The sequence below is a fragment of the Novosphingobium pokkalii genome, assembly GCF_014652855.1.
In the GTDB taxonomy this organism is placed as follows: domain Bacteria; phylum Pseudomonadota; class Alphaproteobacteria; order Sphingomonadales; family Sphingomonadaceae; genus Novosphingobium; species Novosphingobium pokkalii.
This window is the reverse complement of record NZ_BMZP01000002.1, coordinates 321,310-338,929: the sequence shown is the minus strand read 5'-3', so window position 1 is coordinate 338,929 and position 17,620 is coordinate 321,310. Positions and strand designations below refer to the sequence as shown.

Below are 17,620 nucleotides of genomic sequence, written 5' to 3'. Positions count from 1 at the left end.
CTTTGCGCCACGCCGGCATCTGGAGGAAAGGGGGTGGAGCGCCCGCCCTTATCACGGCGGGACGGCCATGGGGAGCCGTGGCGGCCGCAACGCCGCCCCGGCATCTGTTCATAAGGCCGCGCGCGGGTTTGAGTATGGCCGCCGCCTGGGCTAGCCTCGCTGCGCATGTCCACCGCTCCCACCCCGATGATGGCGCAATACCTGGCGCTCAAGGACCAGGCGCCCGATTGCCTGCTGTTCTACCGCATGGGCGATTTCTTCGAGCTGTTCTTCGACGATGCCCGCCAGGCCGCGCAGATTCTCGATATCGCCCTCACCAGCCGGGGCGAGCATGGCGGCGCGCCGATCCCGATGTGCGGGGTGCCGGTCCATTCGGCCGAAAGCTACCTTGCCCGCCTGATCCGCGCCGGTTGCCGCGTGGCCATTGCCGAGCAGGTGGAAAGCCCCGAGGAAGCAAAGAAGCGCGGCGGTTCCAAGGCACTGGTCGCGCGCGATATCGTGCGCTTCGTCACCGCCGGCACGCTGACCGAGGAAGCGCTGCTCAACCCGCGCGAGTCCAACGTGCTGGCCGCCGTGTGCCCCCTGCGTGACACCATCGGGCTGGCATCGTGCGACATTTCGACCGGGCGGATGGAGCTGGAGGAATGCCCGCCCGACCGGCTGGGCGCGGCGCTGGCCCGGCTGGGCGCGCGCGAGATCGTCTGCCCGGAAGACTGGGCCGACGGCCCGCTCGATGCCGTGGCGCGCGCCGCCCGCACGTTTGACAGCGCGGCGGGCGAAGCGCGGCTCAAGGAGCTGCACGGCGTGGCGACGCTCGATGGCTTCGGCCAGTTCGGCCGGGCCATGCTGGCCGCCGCCGCCGGTCTGATCGCCTATCTCGACCATGTCGGCCGGGGCCGCCTGCCGCTGCTGCTGCCCCCGGTGGCGCGCGGGGCCGACGCGCACATGGCGATGGACGAGGCAACGCGCGCCAGCCTGGAAGTGCTGGTATCCTCGGGCGGCACGCGCAAGGGCAGCCTGGCCGAGGCGGTGGACCGCTGCGTCACCGGCGCGGGCGCGCGCCTGCTGGCCGAAGACCTCGCCGCGCCGCTGCTCGATCTGGCGCAGATCCGCGCCCGGCTGGAAACGGTGCAGTGGCTGGTCGAAGATCCACTGCTGCGCGCCGACTTGCGCACGACTTTGCGCACCGTGCCCGATCTGGGCCGGGCGCTGGGCCGCGTGGTCGCCGGGCGCGGCTCCCCGCGCGATCTCGGGCAATTGCGCGATGGCCTGGCCCAGGCGCGGCACCTGCACGATCGCTTGCAGGCGCGCGCCGACCGCCCGGCGCTGATCGCGGCGCTGCTGCCGCATCTGGCCGGCCACGGCGCGCTGGTCGATCTCTATGCCCGCGCCCTGGTGCCCACCCCGCCCACCGAGCGCAGCCAGGGCGGCTTCATTGCCGAAGGCTATGATGCGGCGCTGGACGAACTGCGCGCGGCGGCGGGCAATTCGCGCCGCGCCATTGCCGCGCTGGAAGCCAGGTACCGCGACGAGACCTGCGTGGCCGCGCTCAAGATCCGCCACAACGGCGTGCTCGGCTATTTCATCGAAGTGCCCGCGCGCCATGCCGACCGGCTGATGGCGCCGGATTCGGGCTTCACCCATCGCCAGACCATGGCCGGCGCGGTGCGCTTCAACGCCCTGGCGCTGCACGAGGAAGCCAGCCGCATTGCCGAGGCCGGAGGCCATGCCCTGGCCGCCGAGGAAGCCCATTTCGAAGACCTGATCGCCCGCGCCGTGGCCGCGCGCGAGGCGATTGCCGCCACGGCTGCCGCGCTCGCCCGCATCGACGTGGCCGCCAGCCATGCCGAGCGCGCCGGCGAAGGCGGCTGGTGCCTGCCGCAGGTGGTGGAAGAGCCGGTGCTGGCCATCGAGGGCGGCCGCCATCCGGTGGTCGAAGCCGCGCTGGCCAAGGCTGGCGAGCGCTTCGTCGCCAACGATTGCCAGCTTTGCGAAAGCGACCGCTTGTGGCTGGTTGGCGGCCCCAACATGGGCGGCAAGTCCACCTTCCTGCGCCAGAACGCCCTGATCGTGCTGCTCGCCCAGGCGGGCAGCTATGTGCCCGCGCAAGGCGCCACGGTGGGGCTGGTCGATCGCCTGTTCAGCCGCGTCGGCGCCAGCGACAACCTGGCGCGCGGCCGCTCGACGTTCATGGTCGAAATGGTCGAGACCGCCGCGATCCTGCAACAGGCCGGGCCGCGCAGCTTCGTGATCCTCGATGAAGTTGGGCGCGGCACGTCCACTTACGATGGCCTCGCCCTCGCCTGGGCCGTGGCCGAGGCGGTGCATGAAACCAACCGCAGCCGCTGCCTGTTCGCCACCCATTACCACGAGATGCAGCGCCTGGCCGAAACCTGCCCGGCCCTGTCCCTGCACCACGTGCGCGCGCGCGAATGGAAAGGCGATCTCGTCCTGCTGCACGAACTGGCGCAGGGTCCGGCGGACAAGTCCTATGGCCTCGCGGTCGCCCGCCTCGCCGGCGTGCCCGAAGCGGTGGTCAAGCGCGCGCGCGGCGTGCTCGACAAGCTGGAAAAGGGCCGCGCCGCCACCGGGGGCCTTGCCGCCGGGCTGGGCGACCTGCCGCTGTTCGCCGCCGCGATCGAGGCGGCCGAGGACAAGGTCGACGCGCTGCGCGAAAAGCTCAACGCGCTGGACATCGACGCGCTGTCCCCCCGCGCCGCGCTCGACCTGCTCTATGAATTGAAGCGCGAAGCCAATAGCTGAAGCGCGGGCGGTTAGCCCGGCCCTCCCTCAGAACTGCGTGCGCAGGCCGTCGATCACGAATTGCGCGGCCAGCGCGGCCAGCAGCACGCCAAGCAGGCGGGTGACCACGGCCTCCACCTGTTCGCCCAACACGCGGATGATCGGGCGCGCCGCGACCAGCGCCAGGAAGCTCAGCACCATGACCACGCCGAGCGCAGCCAGGACCACGGCGGTTTCCTCCGTGCCATGCGCGCGCGCGGTCAACAGCATGATCGAGGCGATCGAGCCCGGCCCCGCCAGCATCGGCATGGCCATCGGAAAGACCGAGACGTCTTCCACGTGCGGCTGCGCGTTGCGCACCTTTTCCGCCCGCTCCTCGCGCCGTTCGGTGCGCTTTTCAAACACCATGTCGAGCGCGATCAGGAACAGCATGATCCCGCCGGCAATGCGGAAGCTGGCCAGTTCGATGTGCAGCGCGCCCAGCAGCGCTTCGCCGAACAGGGCAAAGACCACCAGGATGCCGGTGGCGATCACGCAGGCGCGCAGCGCCATCTGCGTGGCCTGGCGCGCGCTGGCATGGGTGGTGAGACCGGCATAGATCGGCGCGCAGCCGGGCGGATCGATCACCAGGAACAGCGTGGTGAAGGCAGACAGGAACAGTTGCAGCATGTCAGCCACCTTGGCCGGGCGAAGCCGGCGCGTCCAGATGGACAATCTCGGCCATGGCGCCATCCTTCCACTGCCAGGCGCGGAACGCCCGGCTGCCATCGGCGCGCACCGTGGCGCGCCAAGCCAGGCTGCCGTCGTTGGATTGGGCGGTCTGGCTGTCCGACCCGGCCGGCGCATCGTCGGCCGGAATCGGCCCGGCCAGCGCGCGCTGCACCACGGGCGCGTTCTTGGCGGGCTTGGCCGGTGGGCGGTCGTCCCCGCCGCCCGGGCCTGCGCGGGCCGGGCAATCGGCAACTAGGCCGACGAGGAATTCGGGTGCGTCGGGCAGGCTGGCTGCGGCGCCTTCCAGCGTCAGGCGCCATTGGTAATATCCCTTCTTGGGATGGCGTTGCCACACCGTGGCATACCAACCTCCACTCTGGCCCCCGCTCTGGGCCCCATCGGTCCAGCGGCCGCGCGTGATGCCATAGCTGCCGTCGCAGGCAATCCACGCCGCGTCGGGCTGGTGCGGGTGGAGCGGCGCGCCTTCCTTGCGGCGCAACAGCGGTTCGGCCGCCTGGCGCGGCGGCACCACCACTTCGGCGCCTCCGGCCATGCTGCCGGCCAGCCCTTCACGCGCGCCTTTGGCCCGCATCGCCTGGGCCGTGGCGATATCCACGCCGATCAGCGCGCTGGGATTGGCGATCATCCGCACCCGCCCACCCGCTGGCTGGGCCAGGGCAGGCTGGGGCGCGAGGAGGGCGAGCGCAATCACGGCGCCGGAAGCACGAAGCAGCATGGCCCCGCTTCTACCGAAAGGCACCCTGCTGGCCAAGCAAGCACTTGGCCCTGAAATGTTACGTCGGATGGCGTGGTCAGATCGCGTCGGGCGCCAGCGCGATTCCGGCGTTGCGATAGGCGGCCACCAGCGTGTTGCGCAGCAGCACGGCAATGGTCATCGGGCCAACCCCGCCCGGCACCGGGGTAATCGCCCCGGCGACGGCAGCGGCTTCGTCATAGGCAACGTCGCCGACCAGCCGCGTCTTGCCGTCCTGCGCGCCGGGCACGCGGTTGATCCCCACGTCGATCACCGTGGCGCCGGGCTTGATCCAGTCGCCCTTGACCATTTCCGGGCGACCCACGGCGGCCACCACGATATCGGCGCGGCGCACCACCTCGGGCAGGTTCTGCGTCTTGCTGTGCGCCACGGTCACCGTGCAGCTTTCCGCCAGCAGCAATTGCGCCATCGGCTTGCCCACGATGTTGGAGCGGCCGATCACAACTGCGTCGAGCCCGGCCAGATCGCCCAGCCGGTCTTTCAGCAGCATCAGGCAGCCCAGCGGGGTACAGGGCACGAAGCCAGCCTGGCCCACGGCCAGGCGCCCGGCGTTGGTGACGTGGAAGCCGTCGACATCCTTGTCGGGGTTGATCGTGGCGATCACTTTCTGCTCATCCAGGTGGCGGGGCAGCGGCAGTTGCACCAGGATGCCATCGACGGCGGGATCAGCGTTGAGCCGCTCGACCAGGGCGAGCAGCGTCGCCTCGTCGGTATCGGCGGGCAGCTTGTGCTCGAAGCTCGCCATGCCGGCCTCGACCGTGCTCCTGCCCTTGGAGCGGACATAGACTTGGCTGGCCGGGTCTTCCCCCACCAGCACCACGGCGAGGCCCGCCTGGCGCCCGGCCTGGGCGGAAAATGCGGCGGCAAGCGTGGCGATGCGCGCGCGCAGGTCGGCCGCAAAGGCCTTTCCGTCGATCACGGTGGCAGTCATGAAATCAATACCCCGAGGCGGCCAGGCCGTTGAGCAGGATGGACAGGAGGCGCAGCAGCACGATCAGCACCATCGGCGAGAAATCGATGCCGCCGGTGTTGGGCATGAAGCGCCGGATCGGGGCCAGCAGCGGATCGAGAATGGCGTTCAGCGCGCGCCAGATCGCGATCACCGCATTGTTGCTGGTGTTGACCACGTTGAAGCTGATCAAAAGGCTCAGCACAAACTGCACGATCACGACCATGCTGACGACGCTGATCAGGTAATCGATCATCTGGACAAGGGTATAGAGCAGCACGGCGCGTTCCTCTTGGGCTCGGCCCTTCCGGGCACGACGGTGCTGCGCTTTAGCCCAGGCTTGGCCCCAAGGGCAATCGGGTGAACGCCGCCCTTTTGCGCAAGATTTCGGTCAGCACGGCCGCCGCCGCGCGCTTATGGGGCAAGCGTGGTGCTTTCGATATGCCAGCGCAACTGTTCGGGCGTGGCGCCAGGCACGTCGTTGACGCGGCGCAGCACGACTTCGCCGGTCAGGCGGCGGGCGCCGTCGATGATCGTGACGGGCGCGGTGTAATAGATCGAGCCGGCCGCGCCTTCGGATTCGCCGGTTTCCACCGTCACGCGCGGCTGCACCAGTTTGCCCCAGCGCGCGGCAAAGGCCTTGGGATCGAGCCCACTGGCCTGGCCATGATCGCCCCAGAACGCGCGGACAGAGGCCCAGTCGCGCGCTTCCACGGCGGTGGCCCAGGCCGTCAGCACTTTGCCCGGATCACGCCGGGCATTGAGCGCAGCGGCATAGGCGGGGTTGGGCGCCGGCGTGGTCCCGGACTCGGCCGCCGGCTGGGGCTTTGAGGCTGCATCGGGGGCCGTGTCTTCACTCGGCATGTCCGACGGCGCGACGAGCCATGGTGGCGGCGTCATTTCCGCGCTGTCGGGCGCCGTTGCCGAAGCCTGCGGCGCGGGATCGCGCTGCCGATCGCATCCGGCAAGATTGATGGCAATGGCGGAAGCGAGCGCGGTGGCGAGGCAGAAGCGGATCATGCCGCTACCACGCTTGGCCACGCCTTTCGTTCCGTAACGGGGTTCGTCATGAAAATGCGCGAGGCGCATTTTCCATGCGGCAAAGCCAGATTTCATCAACGATGGATCAGCGTGCCTGCCCCGCGCGCGGTGAAGATTTCCAGCAGCATGGCATGCGGCACGCGGCCATCGAGCACGACCGCCGCTTCGCAGCCCGCTTCCACCGCGTGGACGCAGGTTTCCAGCTTGGGAATCATGCCACCGCTGATCGTGCCGTCCTCCGTCAACCCGGCGATGTCATCGGGCGTCAGGTCGGTGAGCAGGCGCTTGTCCTTGTCGAGCACGCCGGGCACGTCGGTGAGCAGGAACAGGCGCGAGGCGCCGAGCTTGGCGGCAATCGCGCCGGCCATGGTATCGGCGTTGATGTTGTAGGTGTGGCCATCCTTGCCCACGCCGATCGGCGCGATCACCGGGATGAAGCCGGCGGCGCTGGCGGTGTGGATGATCATCGGGTCGATCTCGGTCGGCTCGCCCACAAATCCCAGGTCCACCGCGCGCTCGATGTTGCTTTCCGGATCCTTGGTGGTGCGCTCCACCTTGGTGGCGGTGACAAGGCCCGCGTCCTTGCCGGAAATGCCCAGTGCCTTGCCACCGGCCGCGCTGATCCAGCTCACCAGTTCCTTGTTGATCTTGCCCGAGAGGACCATCTCGGCCACTTCGGCGGTGGCCGCATCGGTCACGCGCAGGCCATCGACAAAGCGCGATTCCACGCCCAGCTTCTTGAGCATGGCGCCGATCTGCGGCCCGCCGCCATGCACCACCACCGGGTTCACGCCCACGGCCTTCAACAGCACGATGTCTTCGGCAAAATCGCGCGCGGCCTCGGGATCGCCCATGGCGTGGCCGCCATACTTCACCACGAAGGTCTTGCCGGCATAGCGCTGCAAGTAGGGCAGCGCCTCGGTCAGCGTTTCCGCCTTGGCGAGCATGCTGGTGCGATAGGAGTCGGTCTGATCGATGTTCGTGGCCATGATGGCGCGCCTTAAAGACTGTGTGGAAATCCGGCAAAGCCGGATTTGCGGCACCGGCCCGCTCCCCCACCCGACCTCCCAACGATAGTACCCTGTGGGAGGTCGGGTGGGGGAGCGGGCCGGTGCCGCAACGAAAATGCGCCATGGCGCATTTTCAAAACGGGCTCTTAGACGGCTTGCGCCGAATTTGCAGTGAATATTTGCGTCAGGCGCGATCCAGCTTGCGACCGAGGCGCACCGCCAGCCAGATCAACGGCGGCACCATCAGGGTGGAGAGCAGCAGCTTGGCGCCCAACTGGCCGGTCATCAGCGCGCCGATCGGCAGGGGGTGCCCGTCGGCGCCCTTCTCGCCCCAGAACGACAGGGTGATGAACAGCACGGTATCGGCCACCTGGCTCAGCAGGCTGGCGAGCCAGGCGCGCAGCATCAGGCGCTGCCCCTGCCCGCCGCCGATGCGGGCAAAGACGTGGACGTTGAGGGTTTGCGACACGCCATAGGAAATCAGCCCGGCCAACTGCATCCGCGCGCCCTGCCCCAGCACCGTGGCAAAGGCATCCTGCCCCTGCCAGAACGGCGCGGGCGGCACCGCGTGGATCACCAGGGTGAGCAGCACCATCGACAGGATCAGCGGCAGGAAACCCAGCCGCACCAGCATCGTCGCGGCCTTCTGGCCATAGAGTTCGGCCGTGGTGCTGGACAGCACGACCAGCAGCAGGAAGCAGAAAATGCCCGATTCCACCGCCAGGCTGCCCAGCAGGGGCCAGGTGCCCAGGCTGGCGATCTTGGCGCCCAGCACGCCCGCGAGCACGACCAAACCCCCGTAAACCAGGGCAAACACGAAGAGCGCGCGCGGCAGCGATGCCGGCTGCGGCGCGGATGGGGCCATCTTTTCCATCGTTCGCCTCTATCCTGATTTTGACGCGGCGCCAAATATGGTTAGGAACGAAACCGTCTAAATTCCAAACAAGCGGAGTTGGCGATCCCGCCATGCGCATTCTTTCCAGTCTTGGCGGCATGGCGCTGCTGTTTGCCATCGCATTCCTGCTCTCGTCCAACCGCCGCGCGATCCGCTGGCGGGTGGTGCTGCCCGCCTTCGCGCTCCAGGCGGGACTGGCGGCGCTGGTGCTCAGCTTCCCGCCGGGCAAGGCGGCGCTGCAAGGCGCGGCCCATGCGGTGGAGCAGTTGCTGTCCTATTCCCGCGCCGGGGTGGAGTTCGTGTTCGGCAACCTGGCCAGCGCGGAACTGGGCGGCAAGAGCGTGGCGATCGCCGTGCTGCCGCCGATCGTGTTCTTCGCGGCGCTGATCTCGATCCTCTATTACCTGGGCATCATGCCGCTGGTGATCCGCTGGATCGGCGGCGCGCTGGAAAAGGTCACCGGGATCAGCCGCGTGGAATCGCTGTGCGCGGCGGCCAACATCTTCGTGGGGCAGAGCGAATCCCCCTTGGTGATCCGCCCCTATCTCGCCGCGCTCACCCCCAGCCAGATCTTCACGGTGATGAGCGTGGGCATGGCCGGCGTGGCCGGCACGATCCTGGCGGCCTATGCCGGCCTTGGCGTCCGGGTGGACTATCTCGTGGCAGCCGCGTTCATGTCTGCCCCGGGCGGGGTGTTCATGGGCAAGCTGATCATGCCAGATACGCCGCCGCTGCACGATGCAGTGGAAGGCGATGCCGCGCTGACCAATCCGCACATCAAGCCCTCGCTGGAAGAAGCGCCCGAAGAACAGCGCCCGGCCAACCTGATCATGGCCGCCGCGCAAGGGGCGCAGACCGGGGTGAAGCTGGCCGTGGCGGTGGGCGCGATGCTGCTCGCCTTCGTCGCGCTGATCGCGCTGGCCAACGGCATGCTCGGCTGGGCCGGCGGCTTCTTCGGCCATCCGGGGCTGACGTTCCAGCAGATCCTGGCGCCGATCTTCGCGCCGGTGTTCCTGCTGCTCGGCGCGCCCAACTGGGCCGAGGCGATGCAGGCGGGCGGCCTGTTCGGCACCAAGATCGTGCTCAACGAATTCGTCGGCTTCATCGATCTGCAAGAGGCCAAGGGCCTGTCCGACCACACCATCGCCATCGTCACCTTCGCGCTGTGCGGCTTTGCCAACTTCTCGTCGATCGCCATCCAGATGGCCGTGACCGGCGGCCTGGCGCCCAACCAGCGCACGGTGATCGCGCGCCTGGGCATCAAGGCGCTGTGCGCCGGCGCTCTCTCCAACCTGATGAGCGCGGCGCTGGCGGGGCTGTTCCTGTCTCTCTGAGCTGGGGACTGGCCCTTCGACAGGCTCAGGACAGGCCCTTCGACAAGCTCTGGGCGAACGGATTTCAAACCTTTACCCCGTTCGGGCTGAGTTTGTCGAAGCCCCTTGCAGGCGAGCGCTGTGCATGCGCCCTTCGACAGGCTCAGGGCGAACGGAAGTGAAGAGTTGATCCTTCAAAACCGTTCGGGCTGAGCATGTCGAAGCCCCCATGAGCCAAGCCCAAAGGCCGTCAGACCAGGCCCGCAGTCTGTGCCAGCAGCCAGGCGCCGATCACGATGAACAGCGCGGCGGCGACCAGGCGCACCAGGTTCATCGGCACGCGCGCGATCAGGGCGTTGCCCAGGAACACGGCGGGCACATTGGCCAGCATCATGCCCAACGTGGTGCCTGCCGTCACGGCCAGGGCATCGTGGAAGCGCGCGCCCAGCGCAATCGTTGCCACCTGGGTCTTGTCACCCATTTCCACCAGGAAGAAGGCCACGACGGTGGTCAGGAACGCGCCGAAGCGGGCGGGCCTGGCCGCATCGTCGTCGTCATCGAGCTTGTCGGGCACCAGCGTCCACAGCCCCATGGCCAGGAAGCCGGCGGCCACGGCATAGCGGAACCAAAGACCGTCGAGCAGGTCGGCCGCGACCACGCCAACCATCGCGGCGAGGAAATGGTTGACCATCGTGGCTGCCAGAATGCCCAGCACGATCGGCATCGGCTTCTTGAAGCGGGTGGCCAGGACAATGGCGAGCAACTGCGTCTTGTCGCCGATTTCGGCCAGCGCGACGACAGCGGTGGAGGTGGAGAAAGCCTCGAAAAGGGGTGCCATGGTGATACGATCCAGGCCGGGCGAGACGAAGACAAACGACAACCCGCGACTCCGCCCGGCCAGGCGAATCGCGCGCTGTCATTTGGTCTTGCCCGCAGCAGGCCCATCCGGCCTGCCTCTGCCCGCGCCATGGCCTCTCGACCAAGCATGTTGACGCAGGGCGCCGCGCCGATGCGCGGTGGCTACTCCCCAAGTGACGTGGCGGTGCGGTTAAGAGGCCTTGCTGCCGCTGGCAAGGCGTTTTTTGCAACGCACCAGGATCGCTTGCTTTTCTGCCGGCCCAGCGCGGTACCAGGCGGTGATTTCCGTCAGCGTGCGGGCGCAACCCTGGCACAGCGTGCTGGCCGGATCGATCGTGCAAACGCCGGTACAGGGACTGGGTGGGGCGTCCATCGCGCCGCCATAGGGCTCGGCGCCCATGCGCGCAATTTCCTTGCGCAGCGCAGCATTCGCGCGTAAAGGCAGCGCCAGCAGGTGCGATGCGCCCGCCACGCTCGCGTGGCTGGTGACAGAGGCCCGGGCAAGCGTGAGATCGCCGTCAAGTCGGCACGATCCGCCCCGGCCGCGCGCATCGTGCCCCACCCGCCTCCCTTTATCACGCAAGGGGTCGCACGTTCGACCCTGCACCCATGCGCCCGTCGCCCTTTTTGCGACCGGCGCCGGGAGGCATTGATAAGCATTGGAATTGCATGTCCTATTTTTCCGACCTTGGCCTTGCCGAGCCGATTCTCCGCGCGCTTGAAACCAAGGGCTACAACGATCCCACCCCGATCCAGCGCCAGTCGATCCCCGCGCTGCTGGAAGGGCGCGATCTCCTGGGCATCGCCCAGACCGGCACCGGCAAGACCGCCGCGTTCGCCCTCCCCTCGCTGCACCGCCTGGCCGCCGATCCGCAGCCGCGCAAGCCCGCCTCTTGCCGCATGCTGGTGCTTTCGCCCACGCGCGAACTGGCCGCGCAGATCGCCGACAACATCAAGGGCTACGCCAAGAACCTGCGCCTGACGGTCGATTGCGTGTTCGGTGGCATTCCCATCGGCAAGCAGGCCCGCCGCCTGGTGCCCGGCGTGGACATCCTGGTGGCAACGCCGGGCCGCCTGCTCGACCTGATCGACAATCGCGCGCTGACCATCGGCCGCACCGAGATCTTCGTGCTCGACGAAGCCGACCAGATGATGGACCTGGGCTTCATCCATGCGCTCAAGCGCGTGGCCAACCTGCTGCCGGCCAAGCGCCAGAGCCTGTTCTTCTCCGCCACCATGCCCAAGTCGATCGAAGACCTCGGCAAGCAGTTCATCAAGAACCCGGTGCGCGTGGAAGTGGCCCCGCAATCGACCACGGCGGAACGGGTGGAGCAGTTCGTCAGCTTCCTCAACCAGCCGGAAAAGCAGGCGCTGCTCTCGCTGACGGTGCGCCGCCTGCTGGCCGAAAAGCAGCTCGATCGCGGCATCGTGTTCACCCGCACCAAGCATGGCGCGGACCGCGTGGCCCGCAACCTGGCCGCCGCCGGGATCGACGCCCGCGCCATCCACGGCAACAAGAGCCAGGCGCAGCGCACCGCCGCCCTCGAAGCCTTCCGCCAGGGCTCCTGCCCGATCCTGGTGGCGACCGACATCGCCGCACGCGGCATCGACGTTTCGGGGGTGAGCCACGTGTTCAACTTCGAACTGCCCAACGTGCCCGAGCAATACGTGCACCGCATCGGCCGCACCGCGCGCGCCGGCGCCGATGGCGTGGCGATCAGCTTCTGCGCGCCCGATGAAAAGCCCTACCTGCGCGACATCGAACGGCTCACCAAGGTGAAGCCCGACGTCATGCCGCTGCCGGAAAACTTCCTGGCCGATGCCGCCCGCCTGCCCGCTCCCGCCCGCCGCCCGGCTGGCGAAGAGAACGAAGCACGCCGCGACCAGCCGCGCGGCCGCGCCGGCGGTGGCCGCCGCGATGGTGGGCGCCAGGATGGGGCCCGTCATGATGCTGGACGCCGTGACGGTGGGCGTCGCGACGGTGGCCGCCCCGAGCGCCGTGACGACCGCTCGCAGGGCGGCGATCGGGTCCAGGGTGAACGCGCCCATGGGGATCGGGCACGCGGCGAACGCACTGGCCAGGATCGTGGCCGTGGCGGCCCTCGCCCCGAAGGCGGTCGTTCCGACGGTGGACGCAGCGAGGCAGCGCGGCACGACGCCGGTGGCGAAGCAGCGGCCAAGCGCCGTTTCCGCCCGCGCGGTCCGGCCACGACCGGCCAGCACCGCAACAAGGTGCGCCGCGTGGTCTGATCCCGCCGGGATGGCCTGACACATGGAAAAAGGGGCGTGAACCAGCCGGTTCGCGCCCCTTTTTTGCATCGGCGACGCCGGGCCGGACGGAATGGCAACCGCACACGGTTCGTCGCAAAATGCGGTTGCGCTGGAACCATCGACGCCAATCGGCATTTGAAGCGCGGGCGCGCGCCTCAAGCAAAATCATCGGGCCGGACATTCGTGAGTCGCGCGGGAAGGGTTTCAATGCAATCGACCAAACTGACCGCGCTGGGCAGGGATGCCCGGGTCAACCGTTTCATCCTCACCCTGCTGACGATCGGCTTTGCCGCGCTGCTCGCCGGCCTCGCCGCCGCGCTATGGACGCAGAAGCGCAACACCGACAGCGAGCGCTGGGTGGCACATACACTGGAAGTGCAGGCCCGCATCGGCGCCTTTGCCAGCAAGACCGAGCGGATGGAAACGGCGCGACGCGGCCGCCTGCTGAGCGACGATCCCGCGTTCAACACCTTGTTCGACACCGCGCTCGCCAGTGCCCTGGCCGATCTTGACAGCGTGGAGCGCAAGACGGCGGACAACCCCGACCAGGCCGCCAACATCCGCCACATGCGCCGCCTGCTGACCGATTACGTCAACGCCGAAAAGCTGGAACGCAGCCGTGGCAAGAGCGCCCAGGCAGCGCTGCGCAGCGACTTCTTCCACGATCCGGTGGTGCTGCACATCCGCGAAATCCGCCAGGTGGCCGATGCCATGGGCGACGAGGAGCGCACGCTGCTGCGCCAGCGCGAGGCGGTGCAGACGCAGACCTTGCGTACCTTCAACCTGGTGCTGGTGGGGATCGCCCTGCTGATCCTGACCGTCGCCACGGCCACGATCCTGCTGGTGCGGCGCACGCTGCGCGAATTGCGTGGGTCTCGCCTGGAACTGAGCGCACTCAACGCCGATCTGGAAAAGCTGGTTGATTCGCGCACCACCGAACTGCAACGCGCCAATGCCGAAATCCAGCGCTTTGCCTATATCGTCAGCCACGACCTGCGCTCGCCCCTGGTCAACGTCATGGGCTTCACCGCCGAACTGGAAGCGGCGACCAAGGTCATCGCCCGCTCGCTCGACGATCCGGCCGAGCCGGGCAGCACGATTCCCTCGCCAGTGGAGGTACGCCGCGCGGTGGAGGAAGACCTGCCCGAAGCGATCGGCTTCATCCGCAGCTCCACGCAGAAGATGGACCGCCTGATCAACGCGATCCTGCGCCTTTCGCGCGAAGGGCGGCGCACGCTGGCCCCCGAACTGCTCGATCTCAATGCCCTGGTCCGCTCGATCGCCGACACGATGCAGCATCGCCTGACCGAGACCGGCACGGCCCTGACCATCGCGCCGCTGCCGATGCTGACCAGCGACCGCACCGCGCTGGAGCAGATCCTGTCCAACCTCATGGAAAATGCGCTCAAGTATCTTCAGCCGGGCCGCGCCGGCGAAATCCGCGTCAGCGGCAGCGTGGCGCGCGGGCGGGCGATCATCGAGGTGGCCGACAACGGGCGCGGCATCGATCCGCGTGATCACGAGCGCATCTTCGATCTTTTCCGCCGTTCGGGCGTGCAGGACCAGCCGGGCGAAGGCATTGGTCTTGCGCATGTTCGTGCGCTTGCCTATCGCCTTGGCGGCGTGATCGAGGTGGTGTCGGAACTGGGCCAGGGCGCCACGTTCCGCGTCAACCTGCCGATCGAATGGAAAGGCGCAGAAGCCAATGGATAATCCCCATGGATAATCAACGTCCCGTCAACATCGTGATGATCGAGGACGACGAGGGTCACGCCCGTCTGATCGAGAAGAACATCCGCCGCGCCGGCATTTCCAACGCGATTCACCATTTCGTCGATGGCACGTCTGCGCTGTCGTTCCTGCTGGAAAGCGAACATGGCCCGAGCCACAACGGCCCGGCGCTGGTGCTGCTCGATCTCAACTTGCCGGACATGAGCGGGATCGACATCCTCGCCCGCATCAAGAGCGATGCCGGGCCGCTGCGCCGCACGCCGGTGGTGGTGCTGACGACCACCGACGACAAGGTGGAAATCCAGCGCTGCTACGATCTGGGTTGCAACGTCTACATCACCAAGCCGGTAAACTATGAAAGCTTTGCCGACGCGATCCGCCAACTCGGCCTGTTCCTGTCGGTGATCCAGATCCCGAGTGCGGAGGAGGCTTGAACCCGCCAGCCGCGCGCATTCTCTATATTGATGACGACGAGGGGTTGCGGCGCCTCGCCGCGCGCGTTCTGGCGCGCAAGGGCTACACCATCACGACCGCCGCCAGCGGCGATGAAGGCGTGGCGCTGACCGCGCGCGAACGCTTCGACCTGGTCGCCGTGGACCACTACATGCCTGGCCGCGACGGCCTTTCCACGCTGGAGGGTCTGCGCGCGCTCCCCGATTGCCCACCGATCGTCTACGTCACCGGTTCGGAGGAAAGCCGCATTGCCGTGGCCGCGCTCAAGGCCGGTGCGCAGGACTATGTGGTCAAGACCGTGGGCGAGGATTTCTTCGACCTGCTGGCGCAAAGTTTCGACCAGGTGCTGGAAGCGGCCGCACTGCGCCGCGCGCGGGACCGCGCCGAGGAAGACCTGCGCGCCAGCAATGCCCGGCTCGAAGCATTGCTGCGCGAAGTGAACCACCGCGTGGCCAACAATCTCCAGATGGTCATGGCTTTCGTTTCGATGCAGGCGCGCAGCGTGGACAATGCCGCGGCGCGTGACGCGCTGCACCGCGCGCACCAGCGCATCGCCACGATCGCCCAGGTCAACCGCCGGCTCTATACGTCCAACGACGTGGAATTCGTTGCCATCGACGAATACCTCGCCGCCCTGGCCAGCGACATGGGAGAGGCCTGGTCCACCCATCGCACCCGCACGGTGACGGTCGATGCCGACGCGGCACGGGTCAAGACGGACCTGGCCGTGACGATCGGGCTGGCCGCCAACGAGCTGGTCGGCAACGCCTGCAAATATGCCTATCCCGCCGAGGCCGAGGGCCAAGTGCGGGTCACCCTGCGCTTGGCCGAGGCAGCAGGTGGCAACACCTTGCTGACACTGAGCGTGGAAGACGATGGCCAGGGCATGCCGCCCGATGGCTCGGTCCAGGGCACCGGGCTCGGCACCCGGCTGATCGATGCCCTCACCCGTTCGCGCGGTGCGCGGCTGGCCCATGCACCGGTTCACCCCGGCCAGGCCATGCCTGGCACGCGGGCATCGCTGACGCTGACGCTCGGCCCGGAAGATCTCGCCCCCGCAGAGGACGGCCTTGCCGCCGATTTCCAGATCTGAGCCTTGCCACCGCAGCCCGGCGTGATACAAATACTATAACGAATACTTTTCCGTGATGATGCCGCAGCCGGGAGCTGGTGATGGGCAAGAAACGCAAGCGGAATGCCGAGAAGACTGCCGATGACGCAGGCCTGGCCAGCGCCGTTGGCGCCTTGCTGGCGCAGGCCATGGATGACCCGGCCGTTGCGCGCTGCACGCTGTCCATCGACAAGGTCACCGGCCTTGCCCGGCTGAGCACCAGCGGCACCGATGGCCGCACCGCTACGCACGATATCCTTGGCCCGGGGCTGGCGCAGGCGACGCGGGAGATCGCCGGGGCCGATCAGCCCCCAGTGCCGGGGCGCAGCGGCGCGCAGGCCCGCGCCGCACGCGATGCGCAGATTCTCGCGCTCGCGGCGCGCGGCCTCACCCAGACCGAAACCGCCCGCGTGCTCGGCATTTCGCAAGCGCTGGTTTCCAAGATTCTGCGGGCCGGCCAGCCGGCGCCGGCCTGAACGCGGTCTTCAGGATTCCATGGCCCAGGTGGCACAGTGCGGGTCGGCCGCCACGACTTGACGACGCAACGCGGCGCGCGCCAGGCGTTCCACTTCCACCTTGCGGCGTGCGGCGGCCAGCGGCAGGCTGGGCGCGGGTCGCAGGATTTCGGCATCATACCCATCGGCCACGATGATTCCGCAGGCCTGCGGCAGGAACGCCGGATCGTTGAGCACCGTGCGATCGAGATGCGGCGCCAGGCCCCAGTAGAACCGATCGCAATGATCGAGGTATTCCGGCCACTTGGCATCACCCAGCAGATCGGCGCGGCTCACCTTGATTTCCACGATCACCACCCGCCCCTTGCCATCGATGCCCATCAGGTCTGCCCGCCGCCCATTGCGCAGCGGCATTTCCGAAAGGCACCAGATATCGTTGCGGGCAAACAGGCGGGCAATGCCCCGCGCCACCGCCAAAGCGTCGGCTGGGGCTGCTGGCACGGTGGCGGAAACGAGCGAATCAGGCATGCCGCCAGATTAGGAACATAATGCGAACAGGTAAAGCCGTGGCTAACCCCGATCGTGCGGACGCAGGTTCAGCGGCGGGATGAGATCGAGCAGTGCGGCGCGCGCTGTCTGGAATTCCTGCCACAAGGCCTGGGCTGCGGATTGCAGCGCTCCCGGCGGGGCATGGCCCTGCGCGGCAATCAGCGCGCGCAGGCCCGGTTGCAGCACGGCCGCCAGGTCTTCGATGCCCTGCCGCGCCTGCTCTGCGCGCCAGCCGCCCGTGGCGCGCATGATCGCGGGAAAGTTGCGCACATCGGGCCGCAGCGGTTCCGGCGCCTGCCCGGCGAGGTGCGCCACGGCACGCGCTGCTTCGTGCAGCGCCGTCCACACCGTGTCGAGCGGCGAAGTGCCGGCGAGGCGCGCCCGCGCTGCCAGCCGATCGGCGCCGAGCACGTCACCCGCCCGGCCCGGCAGAAAGAGCGCGGCATTGCGGTCCGGCGATTCCGGCACGATGCGCTCAAGCTCCGGATCACGAGCCGCGCGAAAGGACTGGAAGGGGGGCTGTTCCATGGCCGAAACGCTAGGCCTCGATTGTTAACCGAATCCTAATTTTCCACCGCGCCGCACCCCCATGCCCACCTCGCGCAAAAAGCGCTGGCATGGCCCGCGCGGCACTGCTAGGGCGCCACTTCACGCACCCGTAGCTCAGCTGGATAGAGTACTGCCCTCCGAAGGCAGGGGTCACAGGTTCGAATCCTGTCGGGTGCGCCACTCCCCTACATTTCCTGTGCTTTTCCA

The 17,620-nt window shown here is 68.0% G+C and carries 18 protein-coding genes and 1 tRNA gene; 8 read left to right on the top strand and 11 right to left on the bottom strand.

Annotated elements, in window-relative coordinates; translation table 11 throughout:
• Positions 1-165: 165 nt before the first annotated feature.
• Positions 166-2,763 carry a DNA mismatch repair protein MutS gene (mutS, locus tag IE191_RS03520; RefSeq protein WP_229815080.1) on the top strand — a complete coding sequence of 866 codons (2,598 nt, stop codon included), beginning with the start codon at positions 166-168 and terminating at the stop codon, positions 2,761-2,763.
• Between the two features lie 27 nt (positions 2,764-2,790).
• On the opposite strand, the gene IE191_RS03515 is transcribed toward mutS, so the two are convergent.
• The 7 genes from IE191_RS03515 to IE191_RS03485 all read right to left on the bottom strand — a co-directional run bounded on the left by IE191_RS03515 (position 2,791) and on the right by IE191_RS03485 (position 8,093).
• Positions 2,791-3,411, bottom strand: a complete 621-nt coding sequence (locus IE191_RS03515) for a MarC family protein (RefSeq protein ID WP_191322946.1) — start codon at positions 3,409-3,411, stop codon at positions 2,791-2,793.
• A gap of 1 nt (position 3,412) precedes the next feature.
• Positions 3,413-4,189, bottom strand: a complete 777-nt coding sequence (locus tag IE191_RS03510; protein ID WP_191322945.1) for a hypothetical protein — start codon at positions 4,187-4,189, stop codon at positions 3,413-3,415.
• Between the two features lie 76 nt (positions 4,190-4,265).
• The gene (gene folD / locus IE191_RS03505; RefSeq protein ID WP_191322944.1) at positions 4,266-5,159 is read right to left on the bottom strand and encodes a bifunctional methylenetetrahydrofolate dehydrogenase/methenyltetrahydrofolate cyclohydrolase FolD; all 894 of its coding nucleotides are present in this window, start codon (positions 5,157-5,159) and stop codon (positions 4,266-4,268) included.
• A gap of 4 nt (positions 5,160-5,163) precedes the next feature.
• Positions 5,164-5,457: a YggT family protein gene (locus IE191_RS03500; protein ID WP_191322943.1), complete on the bottom strand. Its 294-nt coding sequence runs from the start codon at positions 5,455-5,457 to the stop codon at positions 5,164-5,166.
• A gap of 134 nt (positions 5,458-5,591) precedes the next feature.
• The gene (locus IE191_RS03495) at positions 5,592-6,218 is read right to left on the bottom strand and encodes a hypothetical protein (RefSeq protein ID WP_191322942.1); all 627 of its coding nucleotides are present in this window, start codon (positions 6,216-6,218) and stop codon (positions 5,592-5,594) included.
• A 74-nt stretch (positions 6,219-6,292) separates the two neighbouring features.
• A complete protein-coding gene (gene argB / locus IE191_RS03490) occupies positions 6,293-7,207 on the bottom strand; it encodes an acetylglutamate kinase (protein ID WP_191322941.1) in 915 nt (304 codons plus the stop codon).
• 205 nt (positions 7,208-7,412) lie between these two features.
• Positions 7,413-8,093, bottom strand: a complete 681-nt coding sequence (locus IE191_RS03485; protein ID WP_373299232.1) for a queuosine precursor transporter — start codon at positions 8,091-8,093, stop codon at positions 7,413-7,415.
• Between the two features lie 101 nt (positions 8,094-8,194).
• On the opposite strand from IE191_RS03485, the gene IE191_RS03480 reads away from it, so the two are divergent.
• Positions 8,195-9,457 carry a NupC/NupG family nucleoside CNT transporter gene (locus tag IE191_RS03480; protein WP_191322939.1) on the top strand — a complete coding sequence of 421 codons (1,263 nt, stop codon included), beginning with the start codon at positions 8,195-8,197 and terminating at the stop codon, positions 9,455-9,457.
• 229 nt (positions 9,458-9,686) lie between these two features.
• Here the strand turns inward: IE191_RS03480 and IE191_RS03475 are convergent, their stop codons facing one another.
• Both IE191_RS03475 and IE191_RS20995 read right to left on the bottom strand, forming a co-directional pair.
• On the bottom strand, positions 9,687-10,274 hold the full coding sequence (locus IE191_RS03475) for a TMEM165/GDT1 family protein (protein WP_191322938.1): 588 nt from the start codon (positions 10,272-10,274) through the stop codon (positions 9,687-9,689).
• 210 nt (positions 10,275-10,484) lie between these two features.
• Positions 10,485-10,766: a DUF1289 domain-containing protein gene (locus IE191_RS20995; protein WP_229815079.1), complete on the bottom strand. Its 282-nt coding sequence runs from the start codon at positions 10,764-10,766 to the stop codon at positions 10,485-10,487.
• Positions 10,767-10,963: 197 nt separating this feature from the next.
• Here IE191_RS20995 and IE191_RS03465 point away from each other — a divergent pair, with 197 nt between their 5' ends.
• The 5 genes from IE191_RS03465 to IE191_RS03445 all read left to right on the top strand — a co-directional run bounded on the left by IE191_RS03465 (position 10,964) and on the right by IE191_RS03445 (position 16,336).
• Entirely contained in the window at positions 10,964-12,544 is a 1,581-nt protein-coding gene (locus IE191_RS03465; RefSeq protein WP_191322937.1) for a DEAD/DEAH box helicase, read from the top strand.
• A gap of 228 nt (positions 12,545-12,772) precedes the next feature.
• A complete protein-coding gene (locus IE191_RS03460) occupies positions 12,773-14,278 on the top strand; it encodes a sensor histidine kinase (protein WP_191322936.1) in 1,506 nt (501 codons plus the stop codon).
• Positions 14,279-14,283: 5 nt separating this feature from the next.
• Positions 14,284-14,730 carry a response regulator gene (locus tag IE191_RS03455; protein ID WP_191322935.1) on the top strand — a complete coding sequence of 149 codons (447 nt, stop codon included), beginning with the start codon at positions 14,284-14,286 and terminating at the stop codon, positions 14,728-14,730.
• Positions 14,727-15,842: a sensor histidine kinase gene (locus IE191_RS03450; protein WP_191322934.1), complete on the top strand. Its 1,116-nt coding sequence runs from the start codon at positions 14,727-14,729 to the stop codon at positions 15,840-15,842. Before IE191_RS03455 ends, IE191_RS03450 begins: the two co-directional genes overlap by 4 nt.
• Positions 15,843-15,922: 80 nt before the next feature.
• Positions 15,923-16,336 (top strand): helix-turn-helix domain-containing protein, encoded by a 414-nt coding sequence (locus IE191_RS03445; protein WP_191322933.1) that lies wholly within the window; start codon positions 15,923-15,925, stop codon positions 16,334-16,336.
• Between the two features lie 9 nt (positions 16,337-16,345).
• Here the strand turns inward: IE191_RS03445 and IE191_RS03440 are convergent, their stop codons facing one another.
• A complete protein-coding gene (locus IE191_RS03440) occupies positions 16,346-16,843 on the bottom strand; it encodes an MmcB family DNA repair protein (RefSeq protein WP_191322932.1) in 498 nt (165 codons plus the stop codon).
• A 42-nt stretch (positions 16,844-16,885) separates the two neighbouring features.
• Entirely contained in the window at positions 16,886-17,392 is a 507-nt protein-coding gene (locus tag IE191_RS20990) for a hypothetical protein (RefSeq protein WP_229815078.1), read from the bottom strand.
• Between the two features lie 124 nt (positions 17,393-17,516).
• Between IE191_RS20990 and IE191_RS03430 the strand changes: the two genes are divergently transcribed.
• A tRNA-Arg gene (locus tag IE191_RS03430) sits at positions 17,517-17,593 on the top strand.
• The last annotated feature ends 27 nt before the right edge of the window (positions 17,594-17,620 follow it).